Genomic DNA, 24,933 nt, shown 5'->3' on the forward strand with positions numbered 1-24,933 from the left:
TTTTCGGTTCGAAGCAAACGGCGAGAACAACAGTACAGTTAGCCGCCAATCCTTTCAGGGCAGTCCGCAACTGCCCGCAAAATGCGCGGTCTGCCCAATTTTTGTGCGGACGCAAGGACCGGCAATGTGTAGGCTCAAAACACCCGTGCCGCATCCAAAGCAGTGGATGACGTGAATGTGCATCCCAGGGTGGTATGGCGTTGAAATCGCGTGACAGCGCCTCGTTTCAGCTGAAATTGGCACAGTTCGTGCTTGATGGAGGCGCAAGCGGGGCGCACAACCCGTCTTTCTGGCAGTGGAGGCCACTTTTTACATGAAAAAGATCGAAGCGATCATCAAGCCGTTCAAGCTCGACGAAGTGAAGGAAGCGCTTCAGGAGGCCGGACTGCAGGGCATCACCGTGACCGAGGCCAAGGGCTTCGGTCGCCAGAAGGGCCACACCGAACTCTATCGCGGCGCCGAATATGTCGTCGACTTTCTGCCCAAGGTGAAGATCGAAGTCGTGCTCGGCGACGACGCGGTCGAAGGCGCGATCGAGGCCATCCGCAAGGCGGCCCAGACCGGCCGCATCGGCGACGGCAAGATCTTCGTTTCCAACATCGAGGAAGTCGTTCGTATCCGTACTGGCGAAACGGGGATGGACGCCGTCTGAGGTTTCTGATTTCAGATATCTCGGTATCTGATTTCCGATAACTCCTCGAAACGTCATCAGACAGGGAAGAAATGACATGACGACAGCCAAAGACATCATGAAGCAGATCAAGGACAACGACGTGAAGTTCGTCGATCTGCGCTTCACCGATCCGAAGGGCAAGCTGCAGCACGTGACGATGGATGTCATCGAGGTCGAGGAAGACATGTTCGCCGATGGCGTGATGTTCGACGGCTCGTCCATCGCCGGCTGGAAGGCGATCAACGAGTCCGACATGGTGCTGATGCCCGATCCTGATACCGTGCACATGGACCCGTTCTTCGCGCAGTCGACCATGGTCATCCTGTGCGACATCCTTGATCCGGTTTCCGGCGAATCCTACAACCGCGACCCGCGCGGCACCGCCAAGAAGGCCGAGGCCTACATGAAGGCTGAAGGCATCGGCGACACCATCTATGTCGGCCCGGAAGCCGAGTTCTTCGTCTTCGACGACGTCAAGTACAAGGCCGATCCCTACAACACCGGCTTCAAGCTCGACTCCACCGAATTGCCGTCCAACGACGACACCGACTATGAGACCGGCAACCTTGGCCACCGCCCGCGCATCAAGGGCGGCTATTTCCCGGTGCCGCCGATCGACAGCGCCCAGGACATGCGCTCGGAGATGCTGACCGTGCTCGCCGAAATGGGCGTGCGGGTCGAAAAGCACCATCACGAAGTCGCCGCCGCTCAGCACGAGCTCGGCATCAAGTTCGACACGCTGGTGCGCAACGCCGACAAGATGCTGATCTACAAATACGTCGTCCACCAGGTTGCCAATGCCTATGGCAAGACGGCCACCTTCATGCCAAAGCCGATCTTCGGCGACAACGGCTCGGGCATGCACGTCCACCAGTCGATCTGGAAGAATGGCAAGCCGACCTTCGCCGGCAACGAATATGCCGGCCTGTCGGAGAGCTGCCTGTTCTACATCGGCGGTATCATCAAGCATGCCAAGGCGATCAATGCCTTCACCAACCCGCTGACCAACTCCTACAAGCGCCTGGTGCCAGGCTATGAAGCGCCGGTGCTGCTGGCTTATTCCGCGCGCAACCGCTCGGCCTCGTGCCGTATTCCGTTCGGCTCGTCGCCGAAGGCCAAGCGCGTCGAGGTCCGCTTCCCCGATCCGGGCGCGAACCCCTACCTCGCCTTTGCAGCCATGCTGATGGCCGGCCTCGACGGCATCAAGAACAAGATCCACCCGGGACAGCCGATGGACAAGGATCTCTACGACCTGCCGCCGAAGGAGCTGAAGAAGATCCCGACCGTCTGCGGCTCGCTGCGCGAAGCCCTGCAGAGCCTCGACAAGGACCGCGGCTTCCTGAAAGCCGGCGGCGTCTTCGACGACGACCAGATCGACAGCTATATCGAGCTCAAGATGGCCGAAGTGATGCGCTTCGAAATGACCCCGCATCCGGTCGAATACGACATGTACTATTCGGTCTGAGCGGACCGCCTAAGCGACAAAGAAAAACCCCGGCGGAGACGCCGGGGTTTTTCTTTGATCAGCCGCTGATAGGGGGAAGAACGGGCCACGGCGTAGACACTCAGATCTACGCCGCGTCGAATGCTTACGCGGCCGCCGAAACCTGCGCGCTGGCCGGCACCGAGGCGATCGTCTTCAGGATCTGCGAGGCGATCTGGTAGGGGTCACCCTGCGAGTTTGGACGGCGGTCTTCCAGATAGCCCTTGTAGTCGTTCTTGACGAAGGAGTGCGGGACGCGGATCGAGGCGCCGCGGTCGGCGATGCCGTAGCTGAACTTGTTCCACGGCGCGGTCTCGTGCTTGCCGGTCAGACGCTTGTCGTTGTCCGGGCCGTAGACGGCGATGTGATCCATCAGGTTCTTGTCGAAGGCAGCCATCAGCGCTTCGAAATACCCCTTGCCGCCGACTTCGCGCATATAGGCGGTCGAGAAGTTGGCGTGCATGCCCGAACCGTTCCAGTCGGTGTCGCCGAGCGGCTTGCAGTGGTATTCGATGTCGATTTCGTACTTCTCGGTCAGGCGCTGCATCAGATAGCGGGCCATCCACATCTGGTCGGCGGCCTTCTTGGAGCCTTTGCCGAAAATCTGGAATTCCCACTGGCCCTTGGCCACTTCGGCGTTGATGCCTTCGTGGTTGATGCCGGCCGCAAGGCACTGGTCGAGATGCTCCTCGACGATCTGGCGGGCGACGGAGCCGACATTCGAGTAGCCGACGCCGGTGTAGTACGGACCCTGGGGCGCGGGGTAGCCGCTCTCGGGGAAGCCGAGCGGGCGGCCGTCCTTGTAGAAGAAATATTCCTGTTCGAAGCCGAACCAGGCGCCCTCGTCATCGAGGATGGTGGCGCGCTTGTTGGACGCATGCGGCGTGACGCCATCGGGCATCATGACTTCGCACATCACCAGCACGCCATTGGTGCGGGCCGGGTCCGGATACACCGCGACCGGCTTCAGCACGCAGTCGGAGCTGTGGCCTTCGGCCTGCTGGGTCGAGGAGCCGTCGAAGCCCCACAGAGGCAGCTGCTCGAGCGTCGGGAATTCGGCGAATTCCTTGATCTGGGTCTTGCCGCGCAGATTGGGGACCGGGGTGTATCCATCGAGCCAGATGTACTCGAGCTTGTATTTCGTCATTCTAGAGCCTCTCGTTGCTTGATCACCGAAGCTGGATAGCGCCGGCGCATGCCGAGCCATCCGGCAGGCCGGCTGCCGGTCCATAAAATGCAAGTCATGTGCCATTTCCGCTGCGCGGGGTGCGTCAAAAGTGCCCATTCATCCCGGCGATGCGGCCAAGCCGTCTAAGCAATGCGCCGGGATCGATCAAAAGCCAAATCTGCTTAAATAACAGGCAAATACTGATCTTTCTTTAGGCATCTTGCCTAAACGGATTGCAGGCCCTATCTTGCTGGAAAGCTGAATCGACAAGCTTCGGCAAAAGAAAGGAGCCCGACCATGGAAATCGTTTCTGCCCGTCCGTCGGCCAAAATCCTGATGTTCCCGGTGGCAGCCCGTCCTTCTGCCTCAAATTTAAGCGGAAAGGCTAAGTTCGCGGCAGAGCTTGCCTCCATGCGCGATCATCTCTCAGATTTCGGCAGCGGCTGGTACCACGAGGCCGCCATCGAGGAAGCGCAACACGATCGGAAGAGCTGAACTCTTCCTTCGATTCCGATGAATCGGAAAGCCCGGCGCGATCGCTCGCGCCGGGCTTTTTCTTTGTCTCTGGAGCTGTCGACTACTGCTTGGCGTGCAGGTCGGTTCCCAGCGTATCTTTGACGAAGATCATGCCGATGATCAGCGTCATCGCCGCGATCACGATCGGGTACCAGAGACCATAGTAGATGTCGCCCTTGGCCGCGCTCAGGGCGAAGACTGTCGCCGGGAGCAGGCCGCCGAACCAGCCATTGCCGATGTGATAGGGCAGCGACATGCCGGTATAGCGGATGCGGGTCGGGAACATCTCGACCAGGATCGCCGCGATCGGTCCGTAAACCATGGTCACGTAGAGGATCAGGATGAACAGAATGCCGACGACCTTTGTCCAGTTGACCTGCGCGGGGTCGGCAAACATGGCGAACGCGCCGGACGCTGGAATGCTGTAGACGGTCACGTCGGTGGCGCCAGCGGCTTCATCGGCCGTCAGCACCTTGTCCTTGACCGCCTGGGCGACCGGAACCGTCGCCTTCTCGCCGGCGCGAATAGCGACAGCATCGAGCTTCAGTTCAGGATTGGCCGCGACGAAGGCGTCAAGCTTCTGATCGGCGACCTTTGAAGCGGCGCGCTTCAGCGGATAGCCGCCATCCTTGAGTGCCATGTTGACCGCCTTGGTGAAGGCGCCGTCCTTGGCCTTGGCCTGATCGCCGGCGGCGATGGCGTCGTAGGATTCGACCGTCTCATTGCCGACCTTCACCGTTGCCGCGGTCCCAGGCGCCGCGCTGGTGACGATGTCATACGGCACCGAGCTCTTGGCCAGGAACGACGTGGCGATGTCACACGACGTGGTGAACTTGGCCGTGCCGACCGGATTGAACTGGAACTTGCAGTCGCCGGGCGCCACGGTAACCGTCGCACGCGTGTTCTGCTGCGCGGCTGCCAGCGTCGGATTGGCCGCCCAGGTCAATGCCTTGAACAGTGGGAAGTAGGTGAAGATCGCCAGAGCCAGCCCCGCCATGATGATCGGCTTGCGGCCGATCTTGTCGGAGAGCCAGCCGAAGACGACAAAGAAGATGGAACCGAGCCCTAAGGCGATGGCAATCAGGATGTTGACCGTCTGCAGGTCGACCTTGAGCACGTTCTGCAGGAAGAACAGTGCGTAGAACTGGCCGGAATACCAGACCACGGCCTGGCCGGCGGTCAGGCCAAGAAGGGCCAGGATGGCAATCTTGGCATTCTTCCACTGCCCGAAGGCTTCCGTCAGCGGAGCCTTGGAACCCTTGCCCTCGTCTTTCATGCGCTGGAAGGTTGGCGATTCACTCAGCGTCAGCCGAATCCAGACCGATATGCCGAGCAGGATAACCGAGACGAGGAACGGAATGCGCCAGCCCCAGGCGGCGAAGTCTTCCTTGCTCAACATCGCCTGAACGCCGAGGATGATCAGCAGTGACAGGAACAGTCCGAGCGTTGCCGTCGTCTGAATCCACGAGGTGTAGAAGCCACGGCGGTCGTCGGGCGCGTGCTCGGCGACATAGGTTGCCGCACCGCCATATTCGCCGCCGAGAGCCAGGCCCTGCAGCATGCGAAGCCCAACCAGGATGATGGGCGCCGCGATGCCCCAGCTCGCCGAACCGGGAAGCAGGCCGACCAGGAACGTCGAACTGCCCATGATCAGGATGGTGACAAGAAAGGTGTATTTGCGGCCGACGAGATCGCCGATACGGCCGAACACCAGCGCGCCGAACGGGCGCACCAGGAAGCCTGCGGCGAAAGCCAGCAGCGCGAAGATGTTGCGCGTCGCTTCCGGATACTGGCTGAAGAAAGTGGCGCCGATGAAGGCGGCCAGCGAACCGTAGAGATAGAAATCGTACCATTCGAAAACGGTGCCGAGCGAGGAAGCGAAGATGACTTTCTTCTCTTCCCGCGTCATGCCGCCGCTTGCTCTGCCGGCGGTCGATGCCATTGCCATTGATATGTCCTCCCGTGAGATCCCGTCCTCTTCGAGGCTGCACGTCCTCGTCCGCGTTCTCCTCCGAGCGCGGACTCAGGTGCTGCCATCGGCGCAAGAAATGACAGAAAGCACCCGGGAAAGGCAGAGAGCCTTTGGGATTATGACTTTGGTCTAATGTGCAGTGCGAAATCGATGGAGAATTGGTGTCAGCCTTTGAGCGCTTCGAGAAGGCTCACGGCGGCCATCATGTCGCGGTTGCGGGCCGAGCGGCGCGCCATAGCCTCGGCATCCTGGCCCCACTGCTCGATCTGCCAGTCCTCGTCGACATGGCCGGCCGCCCAGGCCGCATCGCCGTCGAGCTCGCCGAAATCGACGGCCAGCGCCAGCAGTGCCGAACCTGTCAGCGAGGTCATGACATGGATGGCGGCCAGCCGCAGCGGCTCGGCACGCTGGGCAAGATGAATACCGAGCACGGCGATGCTCTCGCGCGGCTGTTCGACATGGATGATTCCCTCGGCGAGGTTGAAGCGGGCGCCAAGCGTGCCGCGCGCCCAGTCGATCAGCGGGTCCCAATGCTGGTTCTGCCGGTCGACGAGCCCTTGCGGCGCGTCGGCCCGGTAGCAGAGAAGGTCGGATGAGGCGAAGCGCAATATGTCCTCCAGCACCGCCTGCGGGTCGCTGGCGACGCCGTCGATGGCCGTATTGACCAGCCGCAGCACAGGCATCGTCACCGGGTTGATGGTTTCGCCTTGCGCGGCGAATTCCTCGGCGACCAGGCTGGCCGCCTTTTCGGTCGGCAGCGCCAGCAGCGCCTTGCCTGGCGTGCGTACCGGCTTGCCGTCGAGATGAACGGCAAATCCATCCTCAACCGGTGCGATCGACACTGCTTTGTAGAAGCGTTTCGGCAGATGCGTCTTCATCTGGATCTGGGCACGGCGCACCGGATCCGGGTCGGAAAGCTGCTTTCCCGCTTCGAGGTCGTTGAGGATATCGCGCATGCTGACGTCCTGTTGTGTTGCTGTAGCGCCGCCTAATCCTCAGCACTGGCGTCGTCGAAGCCGATCAGGTTCCAGCTCTGGCGCATATGCGGCGGCATCGGCGCGGTGACATCGATGACACCCTTGTCCGGGTGCGGAATGATGATGCGGCGCGCATGCAGGTGCAGGCGGTTCTGCATGCCGCCCGGAAAGTCCCAATTGGTGTCGGCCTCGAAATATTTGGGGTCGCCGATGATCGGGCAGCCGATGTAGGCGGCATGGACACGAAGCTGGTGAGTACGGCCGGTGTAGGGCTCCATCTCCAGCCAGGTCATCGTCTGGGCAGCCTGCTCGATGACACGGTAGTAGGACACGGCGTGATCAGCGCCCTTTTCGCCATGCTTGGCGACGCGCACCCGGTCGCCGTCCGGCGTCGGCTCCTTGATCAGCCAGGTCGAGATCTTGTCCTCGCGCTTCGGCGGCACGCCCTTGACCAGCGCCCAGTAGGTCTTCTTGGTCTCGCGGGCGCGGAACGCTTCGGCAAGCTTCATGGCGGCCAGTCTTGTGCGGGCGACGACCAGCACGCCTGACGTGTCGCGGTCGAGCCGGTGCACCAGGCGCGGCTTCTCGCCCTTCTGGTTGCGCCAGGCCTCCAGCATGTCGTCGACATTGCGGGTAACGCCGGAGCCGCCCTGCACGGCCAGACCCGCCGGCTTGTTGAAGACGAAGACTTTTGGATCCTCATGGATCAGCATCTTGGCGAGCACATCGGCGTCGCCCTGGTTGCGGATCGAGTGACCGGTGAGCGCGCTCTCGCCTTTCTTGTCCACTTCCAGCGGCGGCACACGAACCATCTGGCCCGGCTCGACACGCGTATCGGCCTTCACCCGGCCGCCATCGACGCGGATCTGGCCGGAGCGCAAGAGCTTCTGCAGATGGCCGAAGCCAAGGCCCGGGAAATGGGTCTTGAACCAGCGATCGAGCCGCATGCCCGCCTCGCCGGCCTCCACCGTGATCTGTTCAACGCCTGCCATGTTTTTTTCGCTTATCCATTTCGAAGCGCGGCAATAGCACTATGAAACGGTTCTTGCGAGCCAAAGTCCCAGAAACAGGGCGATAATGGCGCCAATAACACTGGCAAGGGCATATCCGAATGCCGGCAGCGTGGCGCCGCGCTCCCACAGCGTCGCGAAATCGAGCGAAAAGGCCGAGAAGGTGGTGAAGCCGCCAAGAATGCCGGTGGCCACGAACAGCCTGAGTTCATTCGATCCGCCGCGCCGCGCCAGCACTGCGATGAACAGGCCCATCGCAAAGGAGCCGACAATATTGATCGCCATCGTGCCCCACGGGAAGTTCGGCCCGGCAAGGCGCAGTGCGCCCATGTTGGTGAGATGGCGAATGCCGGCGCCGATACCACCGCCGACGACAACGAGAAGCAGATTGAACATGGAAGTTTACTGCCCTCACAAGGGCGGTTCGGTCAATCCCGATTGTTTGCCGGGACAACACAGACCGTGGAACGCGTCAAAAACCGTCTCTCGCGCCCATTGTCGAGCGAGAACATGCCACCCCTGCCCGGCACGACGTCGATGATGAGATCCGTGTGCTTCCACACTTCGTATTGCGAGCCGCTGATATAGACCGGCGTCTCACCGATCTCGCCCAGCATGACGTCATTGTCGCCGACGATGAAGTCGCCTTGCGGATAGCACATGGGCGACGAGCCGTCGCAACAGCCACCGGACTGGTGAAACAGCACCGGACCGTGATCGGCGATGATCTCGGCCAAAAACGCCACTGCTTCGGGCGTTGCGGAAACCTTTTCCTTGGACACCTTGTCGAGCATCAAAAAATCCTCCCGGGAAGCCGGTACGGCGGCGCGGCCTGTGGGCCGCACCGCCTGATCGTGCGCCTTTGCGGGCGATCAGAAGAAGCCGAGCTTCTTCGGGCTGTAGCTGACCAGCATGTTCTTGGTCTGCTGATAGTGGTCGAGCATCATCTTGTGGGTCTCGCGGCCGATGCCCGACTGCTTGTAGCCGCCAAATGCCGCATGCGCGGGATAGGCGTGATAGCAGTTGGTCCACACGCGGCCGGCCTGGATGGCGCGGCCGAAGCGGTAGCAGCGATTGGCGTCACGGCTCCAGATGCCGGCACCGAGGCCGTAGAGAGTGTCGTTGGCGATCGACAGAGCCTCGTCGTCGTCCTTGAAGGTCGTCACCGAAACCACCGGCCCAAAAATCTCCTCCTGGAAGACACGCATCTTGTTGTGGCCCTTGAACACGGTCGGCTTGACGTAGTAGCCGCCGGCAAGGTCACCCGGCAGATGGTTCTGCTCGCCGCCGATCAGCACCTCGGCCCCCTCTTTCCGGCCGATGTCGAAGTAGCTCAGTATCTTCTCCAGCTGTTCGCTCGACGCCTGCGCACCGATCATCGTTGCCGGATCCAGCGGATCGCCCTGGACGATCGCTTCGACGCGCTTCAGTGCCTTTTCCATGAACTTGTCGTAGATCTTCTCATGCACCAGCGCCCGGCTGGGACAGGTGCAGACCTCGCCCTGGTTGAGCGCGAACATCACAAAACCCTCGATCGCCTTGTCGAAGAAATCGTCGTCTTCCGATGTCACGTCCTGGAAGAAGATGTTGGGCGACTTGCCGCCGAGTTCGAGCGTCACCGGGATGAGATTCTGGCTGGCATATTGCGAGATCAGCCGGCCGGTCGTGGTCTCGCCGGTGAAGGCGATCTTGGCGATACGGTTCGACGAGGCCAGCGGCTTGCCGGCTTCGAGGCCGAAGCCGTTGACGATGTTGAGCACGCCATCCGGCAACAGGTCACCGACCAGGTCCGCCCACAGCATGATGGTCGCCGGCGTCTGTTCGGCCGGCTTCAGGACGACGCAGTTGCCGGCGGCGAGCGCCGGAGCCAGCTTCCACACCGCCATCAGCAGTGGGAAATTCCACGGGATGATCAGGCCAACGACGCCGAGCGGCTCATGGAAGTGGTAGGCGACGGTGTCGTGGTCGATTTCCGAAATGCCGCCCTCCTGGGCGCGCACCGCCCCGGCGAAATAGCGGAAATGATCGATGGCGAGCGGCAGATCGGCAGCAGTCGTTTCGCGGATCGGCTTGCCATTGTCCCAGGTTTCGGCCAGCGCCAGGAGGTCGAGATTGTCCTCCATGCGATCGGCGATCCGGTTGAGGATCAGCGCGCGGGCGGCGGCACTTGTCTTGCCCCAGGCATCCTTGGCCTTGTGCGCAGCGTCGAGTGCAGCCTCGATATCGCTGGCGTCGGAGCGGGCAATTTCGCCCAGCGGCTGGCCGTTTACCGGCGAGATGTTCTCGAAGTACTTGCCGGATTTCGGCGCGACCCATTTGCCGCCGATGAAGTTGTCGTAGCGCTTGGCGAAGGGGATCTTGGCGGTGCGAGAAAATTCAACCTTGTTCATTGTCTTCCTCCCATGAAACGGCCGCGGGATGCGGCACGTGATGAGGAAGAGTTGGCGGATGGCGGCTCGCTTGTCAGCCCCGGCCAGGCAGTCGCCGGCGCCGACTGTCGCAGTTCTGCGACAGGTTCGGGTTCGAAAACTCAATGCGTGCGGCGAATGCCGAATCGCGCCAGTTTTCGATGCAGCGTGGCGCGGGAAATACCGAGATTGTGTGCGGCGGCCGAGACGTTGCCTTCGGCGCGGGCGAGCGCGCGCTGGACCACACCGCGCTCTGCCTCGTCCAGCTCTTCGGTGGCTTTCGCGCAGTCGCCGAGGACATCGGCGGCCGGCAATCCCCTGGTCAGCGTTTGTTGCGTGATGCCGAGAGCCTGTCGCGCCGAGCGGGTCGCACCGACCACGAGATCGTCGGCATCGACGGCGATCAGCGCGCTGGCGCTGCGCTCGCCCACCGGTGCCAGCAGGATGCGGGCGCTTGAAAAAGCCAGGCGAAAATTCTCCGCCTCGATGCGGCGAGCGGCCTCACCCACCGCCATGGCGATCAGGTTGACGAAGTCTTCGGTCAAATCCGACCGGCAAGATGACACATCGAGCGCAGCCGCCAGATTGCCCTCGTGATCATAGATCGGCGCCGTCGTGCAGCTCAGCAGCGTGTTGCGCGAGAAGAAGTGCTGGTCGCGGTGAATGGTGAGGGCGCGCTGATCGGCAAGGCAGGTACCGATCCCGTTGGTGCCTTCGCTGTCCTCACTCCACACCGTGCCGGTCCAAAGACCCCATTCGTCGAACGTATCGTCATCCGCGGAAGCACCCCGGCGCTCTAGCGGAATGCCTTCGCGATCGGCAAGCATCACGCAGCAGCCGATGCCTCCAACCGCCAGATAGAGCCGATCGAGGCTTGCATCCGCGGCGCGCAGCAGTGGCTCCATGCGCTGCCGCGCCTGCCTGAGCTCGCTTTCGGTCAGACGTCTCGGCGCCTTGCGCTCGGCTGGGTCGAGCCGATGCAATGTAAGCGAGCGCCTCCAGGAAGCGATCAATGCCGAGCGGGCGGCATCGCTGGTGGCGATCGCTGCCTGCACGACATCGGCATGATGGGCCGGCTGTCCGCTCACCTCATCCTCCCGGAGCATGGCGCTTCAATCCCCTGGCGCCGTGCTCGCATCACCGCGTTCTACGGGATCGGTGGCCGATGTCGCTATAAGACAATGGTTCAAGGGCAACCGAGATGCGCAGTGCAGCCTATTCGCCTTCAGAGCAATGTCGCCTGCAGTCAGGTTCAGGTCGTCTCGACCTTCTTCGCCTTGCTTGAGCCGATCATCTTCCAGTTCTTGTAGAACATGGAATTGATGCGCTCGACGCTGACCGAAACGATGGCCAGAAGGGCTGAGATCAGGCCCGGAAATGGCGACGGCCGGATGATGTCCATGAACACGCAATAACGGCGTCCATCATATTCGTTGACCGAGCGGTGCAGCAGCGTGTCGTCGAAAATGTACAGTGGATTGTCGTGCCAGTAGTTCTTGACGTTGTTGCACTCGACGAAAACCTCGGCCTTCACCGGGATCAGATTGTAGAGAATGCGCAGGCTGAGCCGCAGCGGCCCGAAATGCCAGGAGGTCGATTCCTGTCCCCTGAAAACCGATACGGCAATCGTCTTGATGTATTTGAAATCCTTGTTGAACTCGGCGACATTGTCGATCTGGTGCTTGCCGTACCATTGATAGACATACATGCCGCGCCGGCCGGTGCCGAAATTGGCGTCGATATCGGCAATGATCTCGTCCTTGCGCGCCTTGAAGACGTCGAGAACCTCGTTGACCTCGCGCTGGTAGCCCTCAGGAAACTGCTCCAGCTTCCACACGCCCGGGTTCCTGTAGCAAAGCAGGTCGACCAGAAGGTTGAAGGGCGATAGCAGCCAGGTGAAGATACCGTTGCCAAGGAAATAGCCGCGAAACAGCGACAAATCCTTGTTGGCGTTTCGCAGCACGTCGATTAGGCCACAGACGATCCAGATCGTGGTCAGGATCGGAATGAAGTAGAAGCCGAGCGCCAGCAGCGGCACCGCTATGACCAGCTGGCGAAGGGATTTGCGAAGCGTTTTTGTCATTTTTTGTTCGCGCCGGGCGCGATTCCTGTTCCGAATGATTCGCCAGAGGTCTTGGCAGCGACCACCGCCCGGTCGTGCGCCTTGATAAGATTTTTTGGTTCCTCGCACAACGCTGATCGTGCTGCCTCGGCTAACCGCCGGCAGACCAGTTCGTCCGTCAGCCCATCAGGATTGGACGGACCACGTCCAGCTTCTCGACGACGAAATCGAAGAAAGCGCGGATGCGTGGCGTTTGCCGAAGCTCTGGATGGGTCAGTAGGTACCAGCCCCTTGCAAGTTCCGGCACCGGCGGCAGGATACGAACCAGATCCTCATGCATATCGGCGATGGTCGTCGGCAACGGAGCAATACCGATACCCGACTTGACGGCATGCAGGACACCGAGCACGCTGTTGTTGCTCGCCGCGACATTGGCGCCTGGCGCTATGGTTGCGAGCCATTTTGCCGCCCGGTGATTGGCCAACATGCCATCAAATCCGACGATCGCGTGACGGCCGATATCCTCGATGCGTTGCGGCGCACCGTGCTGCTGGACATAGTTGCGGCTTCCATAGACGGCCCAGACGGAGTCGGCGATCTTTCGGCCGACCAGGGTTTCGTCGTCGGCCTCGCCGGACCTGAGCGCGATATCGGCCTCGCCCTTCGACAGGTCAAGATAGCGGTCGCTCATCACGAATTCGATGCGCAACGCTGGATAGCGCGCATGAAACAGGTCGAGCAGCGGCGAACCCATGATGCGTGAAACAAGCGGTTCGGGTACCGTCAGCCGAATGGTTCCGACCAGATCGCTGCGATAGGCAAGGATCCGGCGTTCGAGTGCAATGACGGACGCCTCCACGGCCTCGGCCGTTGGAAGCAGCACCTCGCCGAACTCTGTCAATCGGTAACCGCTGGGGTGGCGCAACATAAGCGTACCGCCAATGCGCCGCTCGAGTTCGGCAATACGCCGATGCACCGTCGACTGGTTCACGCCGAGCGCCCTTGATGCGGCAAGCGTGCTGCCATGGCGCGCCACGGCCAGAAAATAGCGAAGGTCGCTCCAATCGAACATCGCCTGTTATGCATCCTTGCACGCTCGCTCCGCAACCTTGCCGCTGCCGCACGCGCAGGGCCCAGATTAAACTCGGCCGTCTGGTGAAATGGAGAACGACAATGCACAAGATCATGGACGTCAGCTCGGCGATCTCCGGCCTGACGGTCGGCATAACCACTTCGGCGCAGGAAACCGGCGCCGCCAAGCTGAGAGTGCTGCACCGCCAGGTAACGGCGGCACTACCCACCGCACGCGACCAGGAAATCCGCGTGCTTCTGGCAACGCTCGAACCCGGTGATCGCACACCTTATCATTCACATCGATTTCCGGTGACGGTCTACATGCTGGAGGGAGCGTTCACCTTGGAACTGGATGGGCAAGAAGCGGTTACGGTCAAGGCTGGCGAGATTTTTGTCGAACCACCCCTGGTCAAGATGACTGGGCGGAATCTGGACGCGCGGCAGGTGGCACGCATGGTTCTGTTCTACGTCAGCGATGCGGATACCCCGTTTGCCGACCCGGCCTAGCTAAGCAGCCTACCTTGCTCGCTCGGCGCGCAGCTTTGCCCAATAGTCCAGCCGCTTCCTGATATCGCGCTCAAAACCGCGCTCCGGCGGATCGTAGAAGGTCTGCCGTCCCATCTTTTCCGGAAAGTAGTCCTGCCCGGAAAACGCGTCGGGCTCGTCATGGTCATAGCGGTAGCCCGAGCCGTAATCTTCCTCTTTCATCAGCTTGGTCGGCGCGTTGAGGATGTGCTTCGGCGGCAGCAGCGAGCCGAATTCCTTGGCAGCCTGCGTGGCTGCCTTGAAGGCAGTGTAGACGGCGTTGGATTTCGGCGCCGTGGCGAGATAGACGGTGGCCTCGGCGAAGGCCAGTTCGCCCTCGGGCGAACCCAGATAGTCATAGGCGTCCTTGGCGGCGTTGGCGATGACCAGCGCCTGCGGATCGGCGAGGCCGATATCCTCCATCGCCATGCGCACCAGCCGGCGGCCGAGATAGAGCGGATCCTCGCCGGCATCGAACATGCGTGCCAGGTAGTAAAGCGCTGCGTCGGGGTCGGAACCGCGCACCGATTTGTGCAGCGCCGAGATCAGATTGTAGTGGCCGTCCTGGCCCTTGTCGTAGATCGGCGCGCGGCGCTGGACGATGCGCTGCAGCCCCTCGGCACCGAACACCTCGCCGGGCTTGGCGGCGCGCCAGACTTCCTCGGCCAGCGTCAGCGATGCACGGCCGTCGCCGTCGCTCATGCGGACCAGCATCGCCCTCGCCTCGTCGTCGAGCGGCAGCGCCCTGCCCTCGGTCTCTTCAGCCCGCGCCAGGAGCTTTGCGATGCTCTCCTCGCCAAGCGAATGGAAGACCAGCACCCGCGCCCGAGACAGCAGAGCGGCGTTCAGCTCAAAGGACGGGTTTTCCGTTGTCGCGCCAACCAGCACGACGGTCCCGTCCTCCATGACGGGGAGAAAAGAATCCTGCTGGGCGCGGTTGAAGCGATGGATCTCGTCGACGAACAGCAGCGTCTGGCGGCCATTGGAGCGGCGCAGCTTTGCCGCCTCGAACACCTTCTTCAGGTCGGCAACGCCGGAAAAAACCGCCGATATCTGCTCAAAAGCAAGGCTGGTCTCACCGGCAAGCAGCCGGGCGACCGTGGTCTTGCCGGTGCCGGGCGGGCCCCAGAAAATCATCGAGCCGAGCGAGCCAGACCCGATCAACCGTGTCAGCGCACCGTCGGGTCCGGTCAGATGCTCCTGGCCGACGACCTCGCCAAGGTTTTTCGGGCGCAGCCGGTCGGCCAGCGGCCGCCCGGGCGGCGCCTTTTCCGGTTCATCGACGCTGAACAGATCGGCCATGCAGTTCTTTTGGTTGGAGCGCGACCTCTTCGGAAATGCCGGAGATCGAACTCAGTAACGCAACACCTGGCGCAGTATCTGCCCGCCGCGCTCGACGGTAAAGCGCCACCAGCGCGTATCCTGCTGGGCGAGCTGCGCCAGCGTTGCTGCCGTGTCGACGGTGGTGCCGTTCACTTCACGCACGATGTCGCCTGGCTGGAAGCCAAAATCGGCGGCGGGCGAATCGCGGTTGATGTCGACCACGGTGACGCCCTTGAGGTCCGTGCGCAGGCCAAGCCGCTGGGCAAGCCGGGGCGACAATTCCGCGACCTTGGCGCCGGAGAACGGGCTGCGGCCATGCAGCGTCACTTCCGAGGCCTTGGCGCCTTCCGGCGCGCGCTCCAGCGCGATGTCCATCGTCGCCTGCTGGCCCTTGCTCAGCACCGCGAAGCTGGCCTTGGTGCCGATCGACAGCGTCGCCATCCGGTAATCCAGCGCCTCGATGCTCTCGACAGGCGTGCCGTTGAGCTGCAGCACGACGTCGCCGGGCTTCAGCCCTGCCTTGGCCGCCGGCCCGGCCTCTTCAACCGAAGAAACCAGCGCGCCGGTCGGCTTCTCCATGGCGAGCGATTCGGCGATCTGCGGCGTCACTGCCTCGAATTCCGCGCCGATATAGGGCCGCTCGAAGAAATCGAGCCCGGCCTTGGCCGCGTCGGCGAAGGCGCGCACCATGTTGGAAGGAATGGCAAAGCCGATGCCGATCGAGCCGCCGCTGCGGCTATAGATCGCCGTGTTGATGCCGACCAGCTGGCCGCCCATGTTGATCAGCGCGCCGCCGGAATTGCCGGGATTGATGGCGGCGTCTGTCTGGATGAAGTAGCCCGAATCCGAAACGCCGATATGGCTGCGGGCAAGTGCTGAAACGATGCCGCTGGTGGTGGTCTGGCCGACGCCGAACGGATTGCCGATGGCCAGCAATAGATCGCCAACCTCGAGCGCGTCGGAATCACCGATGGCTATCACCGGAAACGGCTTGTCCGAGGTGATCTTGAGCACGGCAAGATCGAGCGTCTCGTCCTTGAGCATGACCTTCGAGGTGAATTCGCGTCCGTCCGCGGTCGCCACCTTGACCTCGTCGGCGTCCTTGATGACGTGGTAGTTGGTGACGATGACACCACTGGGATCGACCAGCACGCCAGAGCCCAGTGAGGACTGTGCGCGTGGCTGCGCCCGGCCGAAGAACTCCTCGAAGAAAGGATCGCCTTCGAAAGGCGACGTCACTTTGGCCGTCTGCGAGGCATAGACATTGACCACCGCCGGTGCCGTCTGCTTGACCAGCGGCGCGAAGGACAGCTGCACCTCTTCGCGGCCGAACGGCACGCGCTTGTCGGGACCGGAGGTGGAATTTTCGCCCTCGACGCCGTGCAGCAGGTCGGTCAGCACATCGGAGAGGCCCGGATCCGTCTTGGCGGCGTCTTCGGCCAACGCCTGCCTCGCCGCCGGCACCAGCGCCATCACGGCGCAGAGCAGAACAAGGGACAACCGTTTGAAGCGCATTCCGAATCCTCCAAGTCGGGCGCCATCTGTCCCGACGATTGTGCAAAATAAAAGGCTAAGCCGCTGAAATCCGATTATTTTGGCTAAAACTCTACGGTTTGGACCGCGAATTCGGCACGGCCGCCCATTGCTGCTTCCAGAATAGGAAAAGGGGCCCGCAGGCCCCTTTTTGAAACACTTGGGATAGACGAGCTTATGCAGCTGCGGCTTCCTCGTCGGCGCCTTCGGCCTCAATGCGAGCGCGGTCGCCGGCGCCCTTGGCCGAGGTGTCGCGGTCGACGAACTCGATGACAGCCATGGCTGCATTATCACCGTGGCGGAAGCCCGCCTTCATGATGCGCAGGTAGCCGCCGTTGCGGTTGGCGTAGCGCGGCGCGATGGTGTCGAACAGACGCTTGACGACGCCTTCATTGCCGATCTGGGCAATGACCTGGCGGCGGGCGTGCAGGTCGCCACGCTTGCCGAGCGTCACCAGCTTCTCGACGATCGGACGCAAATCCTTCGCCTTCGGCAGGGTGGTGACGATCTGCTCGTGCTCGAGCAGCGACACGGCGAGGTTGGCGAACATCGACTTGCGATGGCTAATGCTTCGGGCGAAGCGGCGGCCTTTGAAACCGTGGCGCATGGCTCTTTTCCTTCTTCAGTTGCTCAAGAGGCCAAAGCCTCTGATGGTTTTCCGCATGACCGTCGGATCGAGCGGCCCACGCCGCCGATCCTTGGAATTCATGCTCAATATTGGTCTTCGTAACGCTTGGCGAGGTCTTCGATGTTTTCCGGCGGCCAATCCGGCACTTCCATGCCGAGGTGCAGGCCCATCGCCGCGAGAACTTCCTTGATCTCGTTCAGCGACTTGCGGCCGAAGTTCGGGGTGCGCAGCATCTCGGCTTCGGTCTTCTGGATCAGGTCGCCGATATAGACGATGTTGTCGTTCTTCAGGCAGTTGGCCGAACGCACCGAAAGCTCGAGCTCGTCGACCTTCTTGAGCAGCGCCGGGTTGAAGGCGAGCTCGGTGACGGCCTCGGCAGCGACTTCCTTCTGCGGCTCGTCGAAGTTGACGAACAGACCAAGCTGGTCCTGCAGGATGCGGGCGGCGAAAGCCACCGCGTCTTCGCCGGTGATCGAACCATCGGTCTCGATCGTCATGGTCAGCTTGTCATAGTCGAGAACCTGGCCCTCGCGGGTGTTCTCGACCTTGTAGGAGACCTTCTTGACCGGGGAGTAGAGGCTGTCGACCGGAATCAGGCCGATCGGCGCGTCTTCGGCGCGGTTGCGGTCAGCCGGCACGTAGCCCTTGCCGGTGTCGACGGTGAATTCCATGCGGATTTCAGCGCCTTCATCCAGCGTGCAGATGACGTGGTCGGGATTGAGAATCTCGACGTCGCCAACCGTCTGGATGTCGCCGGCGAGAACCGCACCTGGTCCCTGTTTGCGCACGACCATGCGCTTGGGGCCGTCGCCTTCCATGCGGATGGCGATTTCCTTGATGTTGAGCACGATGTCGGTCACGTCCTCGCGCACGCCGGCGATGGACGAGAATTCATGCAGGACGCCGTCGATCTGCACGGCGGTCACAGCCGCGCCACGCAGCGAAGACAGGAGCACGCGGCGCAGCGCGTTGCCGAGCGTCAGGCCAAAGCCGCGCTCGAGCGGCTCGGCGACCAGCGTGGTCAGCGTCTTCTTCTTCGACGAGAATTCGATCTTGTTTGGCTTGATCAGTTCCTGCCAATTTTTCTGGATCATGATGCTTTCCTTCCGTTTACCCGCCACCATCCAATCGTGGCGGGCGACCTGGAATGCCGTGGAGGAGCGCCCATGGGGCGCTCGCGCGGCGTTCGGTAATTCTTTTTAGACGCGGCGCTTCTTGCGCGGGCGGCAGCCATTGTGCGGGATCGGCGTCACATCACGGATCGAGGTGATGGTGAAGCCGGCCGCCTGCAGGGCGCGCAACGCCGATTCACGACCGGAGCCAGGTCCGCAGACCTCGACTTCCAGCATGCGCATGCCGTGTTCCTGGGCCTTCTTGGCAACGTCCTCGGCAGCCATCTGGGCAGCGAACGGGGTCGACTTGCGCGAACCCTTGAAGCCCTGGGCACCGGCCGACGACCAGGCAATCGAATTGCCCTGCGCGTCGGTGATGGTGATCATCGTGTTGTTGAAGGTCGAATTGACGTGGGCAACGCCCGACGAGATGTTCTTGCGTTCGCGACGGCGAACACGAGCGGCTTCCTTGGCCATGATAGTCCTTTCAGTTGATCTCTACACCGCCGTAATGCCAGCGGCTCCACCTTTGAAAGCGAGTAGTGAGTAGGGATTAGCGAATAGGACCCCTACTCGCTAATGGCTACTCGCTATTCGCTGACTTACTTCTTCTTGCCGGCGATCGACTTGGCCGGGCCCTTGCGGGTGCGCGCATTGGTATGCGTGCGCTGGCCGCGAACCGGCAGCGAGCGGCGGTGACGCAGGCCGCGGTAGCAGCCGAGGTCCATGAGCCGCTTGATGTTCATCGACACTTCGCGGCGCAGGTCGCCCTCGACCTGGTAATCGCGGTCGATCGTCTCGCGGATCTGCAGCACTTCCGCGTCGGTCAACTGGTTGACGCGACGCTCGGCCGGGATGCCGACCTTGTCGACGATCTCCTGGGCGAACTTTTTGCCAATGCCGTGAATGTACTGAAGCGCAATGACGACGCGCTTGTTGGTCGGAATGTTGACGCCGGCTATACGAGCCATATTCTTCTCTTCTCCATGTGGGCCGGCCAACCTTGAAAAAAGGCAGGCCCGGCGCTGTCTGAGTTGCCCCGCGTCCGGTGGAGGCCGGCCCATGCGGGAGTTTCCAGTTCAAAGCGGCTGCCTTGCCCTTGCGGACAAGCAAGCCTCATGCCTGATAGGAAGACGGGCCGCCATACCCCAGCGAACCGCTCCAGTCAAGCGCAATCGTTTATTTTCCGTGTGTGGCCGCCGTCAGCACCGCTTCGATCTGCCCGGTCACCGCATCGATGTCCGCCATGCCGTCCACGCCCTGGAGCTTGCCCTTGGCGTAGTAGTAGCCGATCAACGGCGACGTTTTCTTGTAATACTCGCGCAGGCGCTCTTCGAACACCACCGGATTGTCGTCCTTGCGCACGGGCTGGCCCGCGGCGTTTGCCTCTTCGGCGCGCTTGACGATACGACCAACCAGCGCCTTGTCATCGACGACAAGCTCGATGACGACGTCGAGAGCCTGACCACGATCCGCGAGCATCGATTCAACCGCATCCGCCTGCACCAGGGTGCGCGGGTACCCGTCAAGGATGAAACCTTTTGTGCAATCGGCCTGGTCGATACGCTCGGCCACGATGGCGTTGACGATGGCGTCGGAGACCAGTTCGCCGGCATCCATCACCGCTTTGGCGCGCCTGCCGACTTCCGTGCCGGCCTGGACGGCAGCACGCAGCATGTCACCCGTGGAAAGCTGGGGTATGCCGTGTTTATCTACCAGTCTCTGTGCTTGCGTCCCCTTGCCCGCCCCCGGCGGCCCAAGCAATATCAACCTCATCTGGCTTTCTTCCCCCCGCGCAGCTTCGACTTCTTGATCAGGCCCTCATACTGATGGGCGATCAGGTGACCCTGAATCTGCGCCACCGTATCGAGCGTTACACTGACCACGATCAGAAGCGAAGTGCCACCAAGGTAGAATGGTACGCCAGTCGCTGAAATCAGGAACTCGGGCAACAGACACACCAGCACCAGATAGACGGCGCCGACGACAGTGATGCGGGTGAGAACGTAATCGATGTAGTCCGCGGTGCGCTCGCCCGGCCGGTAGCCCGGGATGAAGCCGGAATGCTTCTTGAGCTGATCTGCCGTGTCCTTCGGGTTGAAGACGATTGCCGTGTAGAAGAAGGCGAAGAACACGATCATCGCCGCATAGAACGCCATGTAGAGCGGCTGGCCATGGCCGAGCGAAGCCAGGATGGTGCTTGCCCAGGCCGGCATGTTTGTCGTCTGCGAGAAGCCGGCGACGGTTGCCGGCAGCAACAGCAGCGACGAGGCGAAGATCGGCGGAATGACGCCCGAGGTGTTGAGCTTCAGCGGCAGATGCGAGGTATCGCCCTGGAACATGCGGTTGCCGACCTGGCGCTTCGGATACTGGATCAGCAGGCGGCGCTGGGCGCGCTCGAAGAACACGATGAGCGCGATAACGACGATCGCCAGCACGATGATCGCGAGAATCAGGCCCGTCGACAGCGCGCCGGTGCGACCAAGCTCCAGCGTGCCGGAGATAGCCCGCGGCAGGCCGGCGACGATGCCGGAGAAGATGATCAGCGAAATGCCGTTGCCGATGCCGCGCGCGGTGATCTGCTCGCCCAGCCACATCAGGAACATGGTGCCGCCAACCAGCGTCACGACGGTCGAAATGCGGAAGAACACGCCGGGATCGTTGACGATGCCGTTGCCGCCTTCCAGACCGACCGAAATGCCATAGGCCTGCACCAGCGCCAGCAGCACGGTGCCGTAGCGCGTGTACTGGTTGATGATCTTGCGGCCCTGCTCGCCTTCCTTCTTCAGCGCTTCCAGCGACGGGATGACCGAAGTCATCAGCTGCATGATGATGGAGGCGGAGATGTAGGGCATGATGCCGAGCGCAAAGATCGCCATGCGCTGCACGGCGCCGCCGGCGAACATGTTGAACATGCCAAGCACGCCCTTGCTCTGCGACGAGAAGGCCTGGGCAAAAGCGTCGGGATTGATGCCGGGCAGCGGAATATAGGTGCCGAGACGATAGACGAGCAGCGCGCCGATGGTGAACCAGATGCGCTTCTTCAGGTCCTCCGCCTTGGCGAAGGCCGAGAAATTCAGATTCGAGGCTAGTTGTTCAGCAGCCGAAGCCATGCCTGATTCTCCGCTTGGTCACGCTCGATGCCCGCAGCTCAGGCGGCGCGTGTCACCGAAGCTCACGAGATAAGCTCCGGACTGTAAACATGCAAGCGGCCGCGTTGACGCGGCCGCCATATTGCTTGGATCAAAGTGCGATCGAAGGCAAAAACGATAAACATCCTTGCTGATCGCGCTTCAAATTGTCGTTACTCGGCGGCTGCCTTTTCCGGCAGCTTCACCGAACCGCCAGCCTTTTCGATCTTCTCGATCGCGGCCTTGGAGGCGCCGGCAACGTCGAAGGCGAGCTTCGCCTTGATCTCGCCGTCGGAGAGGATGCGCACGCCGTCCTTGACGCGGCGGATAACGCCGGCAGCGACCAGCGCTTCAGCCGTCACGGTCGCCTTGGCATCGAGCTTGTTGGCGTCGAGCGCAACCTGGATGCGAGCCAGCGACACGACCGTGAAGCTCTTCGCAAAGATGTTGTTGAAGCCACGCTTCGGCAGACGCCTGTAGAGCGGCATCTGGCCACCCTCGAAGCCGTTGATGGCAACGCCGGAGCGCGCCTTCTGGCCCTTGACGCCGCGACCGGCGGTCTTCCCCGAGCCGGAACCGATGCCGCGGCCGAGACGCTTCTTGGAGTGCGTCGCGCCGTCCTTGTCACGCAGATCGTTGAGTTTCATCTGGGTTCTCCTGCGCTTCTGTTCAGCCCTCGTCCACGACGCGGACGAGATGCTGGACGGCAGCGATCATGCCGCGCACGGAAGGAGTATCCTCCAGCGTGCGCTGCTTGTGCATCTTGTTGAGGCCGAGGCCGACCAGCGTTGCGCGCTGCTCCTTCGGCCGGCGGATCGGCGAACCGATCTGCTCAACGGTGACGGTCTTGGTTGCTTTCTTGGCCATGGTCAAAATCCCTGGTCAGCGTCGACTATTCTTCAGCCGCAACGGCGGTGCCGCGGCGGGCCTGAAGGGTCGAGTACTTGATGCCGCGCGCAGCAGCCACATCCTTGGGATGCATCTGGCTCTTCAGCGCGTCGAAAGTGGCGCGAACCATGTTGTACGGGTTCGACGAACCCATCGACTTGGCGACCACGTCATGCATGCCGAGCGTCTCGAAGACAGCGCGCATCGGGCCGCCGGCGATGATGCCGGTACCCTGCTTGGCAGCGCGCAGCAGCACGCGTCCGGCGCCCCAGCGTCCTTCGACGTCGTGGTGCAGCGTGCGGCCCGAACGCAGCGGCACGAAAATCATGTCGCGCTTGGCCGATTCAGTTGCCTTGCGGATCGCCTCAGGCACTTCGCGCGCCTTGCCGTGACCAAAGCCGACGCGGCCCTTCTGGTCGCCGACGACGACGAGTGCTGCAAAACCAAAGCGACGGCCGCCCTTGACGACCTTGGCGACGCGGTTGATGTGGACGAGCTTGTCCACCATGCCATCGTCGCGCTCTTCGCGATCACGGCCGCGGCCGCCATCCCTACGTTCCTGTGCCATATCCTGTTCCTTGTTTTTTTCCGGAAGCACGGTTGATGATAAGATCCGGCGCGCCTCTATGGGTCGCCGGGGGCGAAAATTAGAAGCTCAGGCCACCTTCACGGGCAGCCTCGGCCAGCGCCTTGACGCGGCCGTGATAGATATAGGCGCCGCGGTCGAAAACGACTTCCTTGACGCCGGCCTTCGCAGCCCGCTCGGCGATCAGCTTGCCAATCGCAGCGGCAGCCGCGGTGTCGGCGCCGGTCTTGAGTGAACCCTTGAGGTCCTTCTCGAGCGTCGAGGCGGCAACGATGGTGTGGCCCTTGGCGTCGTCGATGACCTGCACGTAGATGTTCTTCGACGTGCGATGGACCGACAGGCGCGGACGGTCGCCGGCGACCTTCTTGATCTGACGGCGGACGCGCTGCGCGCGGCGCTGGATGGATTCTTTGTTAGCCATGATAGTCTTCCCTGCCTTCAAAAAACGGGGACCGCCATATGCGGTAGGCGAAAGCGCCTCCCGCGACCGCTCCCCGCGGCGTTACAATTACTTCTTCTTGCCTTCCTTGCGGACGATCTTCTCGCCAGCGTAACGGACGCCCTTGCCCTTGTAAGGCTCGGGACCGCGGTATTCGCGGATCTCGGCGGCAACCTGGCCGACCTGCTGCTTGTCGATGCCGGCCACGGTGATTTCGGTCGGCTTAGGCACGGTGATCGTGATGCCCTGCGGCGTCTGGTAGATGACGTCATGGCTGAAGCCGAGCGCCAACTGCAGGTTCTTGCCCTGAAGCGCTGCGCGATAGCCAACGCCGGTGATCTCGAGCTTCTTCTCGAAACCGTCCTTGACGCCCTGCAGGATGTTGACGATCTGCGTGCGCGACATGCCCCACTTGGAGCGGGCGGTCTTGGTCTGGTCGCGCGGCTGCACAGCGATTTCGCTGCCTTCCATCTTGACCAGCACTTCGTCGTTCACCACGAACTTCAGCTCGCCCTTGGGGCCCTTCGCCGTCACGGTCTGGCCGTTGACGGTCGCGGTCACGCCCTGCGGCAGCGAAACGGGTTTCTTACCAATACGAGACATTTTGTTGTCCTCGTCACTTCTCTTGTTTCAGGTCTCTGTCTTCGGAAACGATCCGAAGACCGGATTCCACTTTGCGGTCAGCTGCCAGATCAGAAGATCTGGCAGAGGATCTCGCCGCCGACATTCTGTTCGCGCGCTTCGTGGTCGGCCATCACGCCCTTCGGTGTCGAAAGGATGGCGATGCCGAGGCCGTTGGCGACGTGCGGGATCGACTTGGCCGAAACGTAAACGCGGCGGCCCGGCTTCGAGACACGCGAGATTTCGCGCACGACCGGCGCACCGTCGAAATACTTCAGCTCGATTTCGATCTCGGACTTGCCGTTGTCGAAGTCGGTCTGGCTGTAATCGCGGATATAGCCTTCAGCCTTCAGCACGTCGAGGACGCGGGTACGCAGGCGCGAGGCCGGCGTCGAAACGCTCGACTTCTTGCGGCCATAGGCGTTGCGGATGCGGGTCAGCATATCGCCGAGAGGATCGCTCAATGACATGTTATGTCCTCCTTACCAGCTCGACTTGACCAGGCCCGGAATCTGGCCGTTATTGCCGAGATCACGGAGCGCGATGCGCGATACTTTGAGCTTGCGATAGTAGGCGCGCGGACGGCCGGTAACTTCGCAGCGGTTGCGGATGCGGATCTTGGCCGAGTTGCGCGGCAAGGCAGCAAGCTTGAGCTGAGCGCGAAAACGCTCTTCCATCGGCTTGGACTGATCCATGATGATCGCCTTGAGGGCAGCGCGCTTGGGACCGTACTGGTCGGCAAGCTTGCGGCGCCTGTTGTTCTTCTCGACTGAGCTGGTTTTTGCCATTTCAGATTTTTCCTTT

General features: G+C 61.9%; 29 protein-coding genes. 4 read left to right on the top strand and 25 right to left on the bottom strand.

The genetic code is table 11. The features are described 5' to 3' along the window. The first annotated feature begins 313 nt into the window (after positions 1-313). Positions 314-652, top strand: coding sequence for a P-II family nitrogen regulator (locus AC1DXN_RS22070; RefSeq protein WP_006205430.1), 339 nt, complete (start codon positions 314-316; stop codon positions 650-652). A gap of 76 nt (positions 653-728) precedes the next feature. After that, complete coding sequence (gene glnA, locus AC1DXN_RS22075; RefSeq protein ID WP_258601625.1) at positions 729-2,138, top strand: type I glutamate--ammonia ligase; 1,410 nt, start codon at positions 729-731, stop codon at positions 2,136-2,138. 124 nt (positions 2,139-2,262) lie between these two features. Here glnA and AC1DXN_RS22080 read toward each other — a convergent pair whose 3' ends face one another. Next, complete coding sequence (locus AC1DXN_RS22080) at positions 2,263-3,303, bottom strand: glutamine synthetase beta-grasp domain-containing protein (protein ID WP_477275988.1); 1,041 nt, start codon at positions 3,301-3,303, stop codon at positions 2,263-2,265. Between the two features lie 318 nt (positions 3,304-3,621). Between AC1DXN_RS22080 and AC1DXN_RS22085 the strand changes: the two genes are divergently transcribed. Next, positions 3,622-3,819: a DUF2735 domain-containing protein gene (locus tag AC1DXN_RS22085; RefSeq protein WP_477275986.1), complete on the top strand. Its 198-nt coding sequence runs from the start codon at positions 3,622-3,624 to the stop codon at positions 3,817-3,819. Between the two features lie 82 nt (positions 3,820-3,901). Here the strand turns inward: AC1DXN_RS22085 and AC1DXN_RS22090 are convergent, their stop codons facing one another. The 9 genes from AC1DXN_RS22090 to AC1DXN_RS22130 form a co-directional block, all read right to left on the bottom strand. Next, complete coding sequence (locus AC1DXN_RS22090; protein WP_477275984.1) at positions 3,902-5,788, bottom strand: MFS transporter; 1,887 nt, start codon at positions 5,786-5,788, stop codon at positions 3,902-3,904. 188 nt (positions 5,789-5,976) lie between these two features. Further along, positions 5,977-6,768: an ATP12 family chaperone protein gene (locus AC1DXN_RS22095; protein WP_477275982.1), complete on the bottom strand. Its 792-nt coding sequence runs from the start codon at positions 6,766-6,768 to the stop codon at positions 5,977-5,979. A gap of 32 nt (positions 6,769-6,800) precedes the next feature. Continuing rightward, a complete protein-coding gene (locus tag AC1DXN_RS22100; protein WP_477246674.1) occupies positions 6,801-7,781 on the bottom strand; it encodes an RluA family pseudouridine synthase in 981 nt (326 codons plus the stop codon). Positions 7,782-7,820: 39 nt separating this feature from the next. Next, entirely contained in the window at positions 7,821-8,195 is a 375-nt protein-coding gene (gene crcB, locus AC1DXN_RS22105) for a fluoride efflux transporter CrcB (RefSeq protein WP_477246672.1), read from the bottom strand. Positions 8,196-8,227: 32 nt separating this feature from the next. Next, complete coding sequence (locus AC1DXN_RS22110; RefSeq protein ID WP_477275980.1) at positions 8,228-8,593, bottom strand: DUF779 domain-containing protein; 366 nt, start codon at positions 8,591-8,593, stop codon at positions 8,228-8,230. A gap of 78 nt (positions 8,594-8,671) precedes the next feature. Beyond that, entirely contained in the window at positions 8,672-10,189 is a 1,518-nt protein-coding gene (adh, locus tag AC1DXN_RS22115; protein WP_477246668.1) for an aldehyde dehydrogenase, read from the bottom strand. A 140-nt stretch (positions 10,190-10,329) separates the two neighbouring features. Then, the gene (locus AC1DXN_RS22120) at positions 10,330-11,313 is read right to left on the bottom strand and encodes a helix-turn-helix domain-containing protein (RefSeq protein WP_477275978.1); all 984 of its coding nucleotides are present in this window, start codon (positions 11,311-11,313) and stop codon (positions 10,330-10,332) included. Between the two features lie 146 nt (positions 11,314-11,459). Continuing rightward, entirely contained in the window at positions 11,460-12,290 is an 831-nt protein-coding gene (locus AC1DXN_RS22125; protein WP_477275976.1) for an aspartyl/asparaginyl beta-hydroxylase domain-containing protein, read from the bottom strand. 157 nt (positions 12,291-12,447) lie between these two features. Continuing rightward, positions 12,448-13,341, bottom strand: a complete 894-nt coding sequence (locus tag AC1DXN_RS22130; protein ID WP_477275975.1) for a LysR family transcriptional regulator — start codon at positions 13,339-13,341, stop codon at positions 12,448-12,450. Between the two features lie 101 nt (positions 13,342-13,442). Between AC1DXN_RS22130 and AC1DXN_RS22135 the strand changes: the two genes are divergently transcribed. Further along, entirely contained in the window at positions 13,443-13,850 is a 408-nt protein-coding gene (locus AC1DXN_RS22135) for a cupin domain-containing protein (RefSeq protein ID WP_477246661.1), read from the top strand. Between the two features lie 9 nt (positions 13,851-13,859). On the opposite strand, the gene AC1DXN_RS22140 is transcribed toward AC1DXN_RS22135, so the two are convergent. From AC1DXN_RS22140 to rpsN, 15 genes are all read right to left on the bottom strand, one after another. Then, positions 13,860-15,170 (bottom strand): replication-associated recombination protein A, encoded by a 1,311-nt coding sequence (locus AC1DXN_RS22140; RefSeq protein ID WP_477246659.1) that lies wholly within the window; start codon positions 15,168-15,170, stop codon positions 13,860-13,862. 51 nt (positions 15,171-15,221) lie between these two features. Continuing rightward, positions 15,222-16,706 carry a DegQ family serine endoprotease gene (locus AC1DXN_RS22145; protein ID WP_477246658.1) on the bottom strand — a complete coding sequence of 495 codons (1,485 nt, stop codon included), beginning with the start codon at positions 16,704-16,706 and terminating at the stop codon, positions 15,222-15,224. A gap of 193 nt (positions 16,707-16,899) precedes the next feature. After that, positions 16,900-17,331: a 50S ribosomal protein L17 gene (gene rplQ / locus AC1DXN_RS22150; RefSeq protein ID WP_477275973.1), complete on the bottom strand. Its 432-nt coding sequence runs from the start codon at positions 17,329-17,331 to the stop codon at positions 16,900-16,902. Positions 17,332-17,435: 104 nt separating this feature from the next. Continuing rightward, a complete protein-coding gene (locus AC1DXN_RS22155) occupies positions 17,436-18,446 on the bottom strand; it encodes a DNA-directed RNA polymerase subunit alpha (RefSeq protein WP_013531438.1) in 1,011 nt (336 codons plus the stop codon). A 105-nt stretch (positions 18,447-18,551) separates the two neighbouring features. Then, positions 18,552-18,941: a 30S ribosomal protein S11 gene (gene rpsK, locus AC1DXN_RS22160; RefSeq protein ID WP_006205444.1), complete on the bottom strand. Its 390-nt coding sequence runs from the start codon at positions 18,939-18,941 to the stop codon at positions 18,552-18,554. Positions 18,942-19,066: 125 nt separating this feature from the next. Beyond that, positions 19,067-19,435, bottom strand: coding sequence for a 30S ribosomal protein S13 (gene rpsM, locus AC1DXN_RS22165; protein ID WP_006205445.1), 369 nt, complete (start codon positions 19,433-19,435; stop codon positions 19,067-19,069). Between the two features lie 208 nt (positions 19,436-19,643). Then, on the bottom strand, positions 19,644-20,240 hold the full coding sequence (locus AC1DXN_RS22170) for an adenylate kinase (RefSeq protein ID WP_477275971.1): 597 nt from the start codon (positions 20,238-20,240) through the stop codon (positions 19,644-19,646). Next, on the bottom strand, positions 20,237-21,577 hold the full coding sequence (secY, locus tag AC1DXN_RS22175) for a preprotein translocase subunit SecY (RefSeq protein ID WP_477246654.1): 1,341 nt from the start codon (positions 21,575-21,577) through the stop codon (positions 20,237-20,239). The genes AC1DXN_RS22170 and secY overlap by 4 nt, the downstream gene beginning before the upstream one ends. Positions 21,578-21,768: 191 nt before the next feature. Then, positions 21,769-22,242, bottom strand: coding sequence for a 50S ribosomal protein L15 (gene rplO, locus AC1DXN_RS22180; protein WP_477275969.1), 474 nt, complete (start codon positions 22,240-22,242; stop codon positions 21,769-21,771). Positions 22,243-22,264: 22 nt separating this feature from the next. Then, the gene (rpmD, locus tag AC1DXN_RS22185; protein ID WP_023736690.1) at positions 22,265-22,462 is read right to left on the bottom strand and encodes a 50S ribosomal protein L30; all 198 of its coding nucleotides are present in this window, start codon (positions 22,460-22,462) and stop codon (positions 22,265-22,267) included. 25 nt (positions 22,463-22,487) lie between these two features. Continuing rightward, on the bottom strand, positions 22,488-23,051 hold the full coding sequence (gene rpsE / locus AC1DXN_RS22190; RefSeq protein ID WP_006333394.1) for a 30S ribosomal protein S5: 564 nt from the start codon (positions 23,049-23,051) through the stop codon (positions 22,488-22,490). Positions 23,052-23,130: 79 nt separating this feature from the next. After that, positions 23,131-23,490, bottom strand: coding sequence for a 50S ribosomal protein L18 (gene rplR / locus AC1DXN_RS22195; protein ID WP_477246650.1), 360 nt, complete (start codon positions 23,488-23,490; stop codon positions 23,131-23,133). A gap of 87 nt (positions 23,491-23,577) precedes the next feature. Beyond that, a complete protein-coding gene (gene rplF / locus AC1DXN_RS22200) occupies positions 23,578-24,111 on the bottom strand; it encodes a 50S ribosomal protein L6 (protein WP_477246649.1) in 534 nt (177 codons plus the stop codon). Positions 24,112-24,200: 89 nt separating this feature from the next. Beyond that, on the bottom strand, positions 24,201-24,599 hold the full coding sequence (gene rpsH / locus AC1DXN_RS22205; RefSeq protein ID WP_477246647.1) for a 30S ribosomal protein S8: 399 nt from the start codon (positions 24,597-24,599) through the stop codon (positions 24,201-24,203). Positions 24,600-24,611: 12 nt separating this feature from the next. Beyond that, positions 24,612-24,917, bottom strand: coding sequence for a 30S ribosomal protein S14 (gene rpsN, locus AC1DXN_RS22210; protein WP_010909282.1), 306 nt, complete (start codon positions 24,915-24,917; stop codon positions 24,612-24,614). Positions 24,918-24,933 lie beyond the last annotated feature (16 nt).

It is taken from the genome of Mesorhizobium sp. P2_H9, from assembly GCF_056403215.1.

Bases quoted from the DNA above. Each gene is read 5' to 3' on its own strand.
- AC1DXN_RS22070 (WP_006205430.1), top strand. From the start codon at position 314: ATGAAAAAGATCGAAGCGATCATCAAGCCGTTCAAGCTCGACGAAGTG.
- glnA (WP_258601625.1), top strand. From the start codon at position 729: ATGACGACAGCCAAAGACATCATGAAGCAGATCAAGGACAACGACGTG.
- AC1DXN_RS22080 (WP_477275988.1), bottom strand. From the start codon at position 3,303: ATGACGAAATACAAGCTCGAGTACATCTGGCTCGATGGATACACCCCG.
- AC1DXN_RS22085 (WP_477275986.1), top strand. From the start codon at position 3,622: ATGGAAATCGTTTCTGCCCGTCCGTCGGCCAAAATCCTGATGTTCCCG.
- AC1DXN_RS22090 (WP_477275984.1), bottom strand. From the start codon at position 5,788: ATGGCAATGGCATCGACCGCCGGCAGAGCAAGCGGCGGCATGACGCGG.
- AC1DXN_RS22095 (WP_477275982.1), bottom strand. From the start codon at position 6,768: ATGCGCGATATCCTCAACGACCTCGAAGCGGGAAAGCAGCTTTCCGAC.
- AC1DXN_RS22100 (WP_477246674.1), bottom strand. From the start codon at position 7,781: ATGGCAGGCGTTGAACAGATCACGGTGGAGGCCGGCGAGGCGGGCATG.
- crcB (WP_477246672.1), bottom strand. From the start codon at position 8,195: ATGTTCAATCTGCTTCTCGTTGTCGTCGGCGGTGGTATCGGCGCCGGC.
- AC1DXN_RS22110 (WP_477275980.1), bottom strand. From the start codon at position 8,593: ATGCTCGACAAGGTGTCCAAGGAAAAGGTTTCCGCAACGCCCGAAGCA.
- adh (WP_477246668.1), bottom strand. From the start codon at position 10,189: ATGAACAAGGTTGAATTTTCTCGCACCGCCAAGATCCCCTTCGCCAAG.
- AC1DXN_RS22120 (WP_477275978.1), bottom strand. From the start codon at position 11,313: ATGCTCCGGGAGGATGAGGTGAGCGGACAGCCGGCCCATCATGCCGAT.
- AC1DXN_RS22125 (WP_477275976.1), bottom strand. From the start codon at position 12,290: ATGACAAAAACGCTTCGCAAATCCCTTCGCCAGCTGGTCATAGCGGTG.
- AC1DXN_RS22130 (WP_477275975.1), bottom strand. From the start codon at position 13,341: ATGTTCGATTGGAGCGACCTTCGCTATTTTCTGGCCGTGGCGCGCCAT.
- AC1DXN_RS22135 (WP_477246661.1), top strand. From the start codon at position 13,443: ATGCACAAGATCATGGACGTCAGCTCGGCGATCTCCGGCCTGACGGTC.
- AC1DXN_RS22140 (WP_477246659.1), bottom strand. From the start codon at position 15,170: ATGGCCGATCTGTTCAGCGTCGATGAACCGGAAAAGGCGCCGCCCGGG.
- AC1DXN_RS22145 (WP_477246658.1), bottom strand. From the start codon at position 16,706: ATGCGCTTCAAACGGTTGTCCCTTGTTCTGCTCTGCGCCGTGATGGCG.
- rplQ (WP_477275973.1), bottom strand. From the start codon at position 17,331: ATGCGCCACGGTTTCAAAGGCCGCCGCTTCGCCCGAAGCATTAGCCAT.
- AC1DXN_RS22155 (WP_013531438.1), bottom strand. From the start codon at position 18,446: ATGATCCAGAAAAATTGGCAGGAACTGATCAAGCCAAACAAGATCGAA.
- rpsK (WP_006205444.1), bottom strand. From the start codon at position 18,941: ATGGCCAAGGAAGCCGCTCGTGTTCGCCGTCGCGAACGCAAGAACATC.
- rpsM (WP_006205445.1), bottom strand. From the start codon at position 19,435: ATGGCTCGTATAGCCGGCGTCAACATTCCGACCAACAAGCGCGTCGTC.
- AC1DXN_RS22170 (WP_477275971.1), bottom strand. From the start codon at position 20,240: ATGAGGTTGATATTGCTTGGGCCGCCGGGGGCGGGCAAGGGGACGCAA.
- secY (WP_477246654.1), bottom strand. From the start codon at position 21,577: ATGGCTTCGGCTGCTGAACAACTAGCCTCGAATCTGAATTTCTCGGCC.
- rplO (WP_477275969.1), bottom strand. From the start codon at position 22,242: ATGAAACTCAACGATCTGCGTGACAAGGACGGCGCGACGCACTCCAAG.
- rpmD (WP_023736690.1), bottom strand. From the start codon at position 22,462: ATGGCCAAGAAAGCAACCAAGACCGTCACCGTTGAGCAGATCGGTTCG.
- rpsE (WP_006333394.1), bottom strand. From the start codon at position 23,051: ATGGCACAGGAACGTAGGGATGGCGGCCGCGGCCGTGATCGCGAAGAG.
- rplR (WP_477246650.1), bottom strand. From the start codon at position 23,490: ATGGCTAACAAAGAATCCATCCAGCGCCGCGCGCAGCGCGTCCGCCGT.
- rplF (WP_477246649.1), bottom strand. From the start codon at position 24,111: ATGTCTCGTATTGGTAAGAAACCCGTTTCGCTGCCGCAGGGCGTGACC.
- rpsH (WP_477246647.1), bottom strand. From the start codon at position 24,599: ATGTCATTGAGCGATCCTCTCGGCGATATGCTGACCCGCATCCGCAAC.
- rpsN (WP_010909282.1), bottom strand. From the start codon at position 24,917: ATGGCAAAAACCAGCTCAGTCGAGAAGAACAACAGGCGCCGCAAGCTT.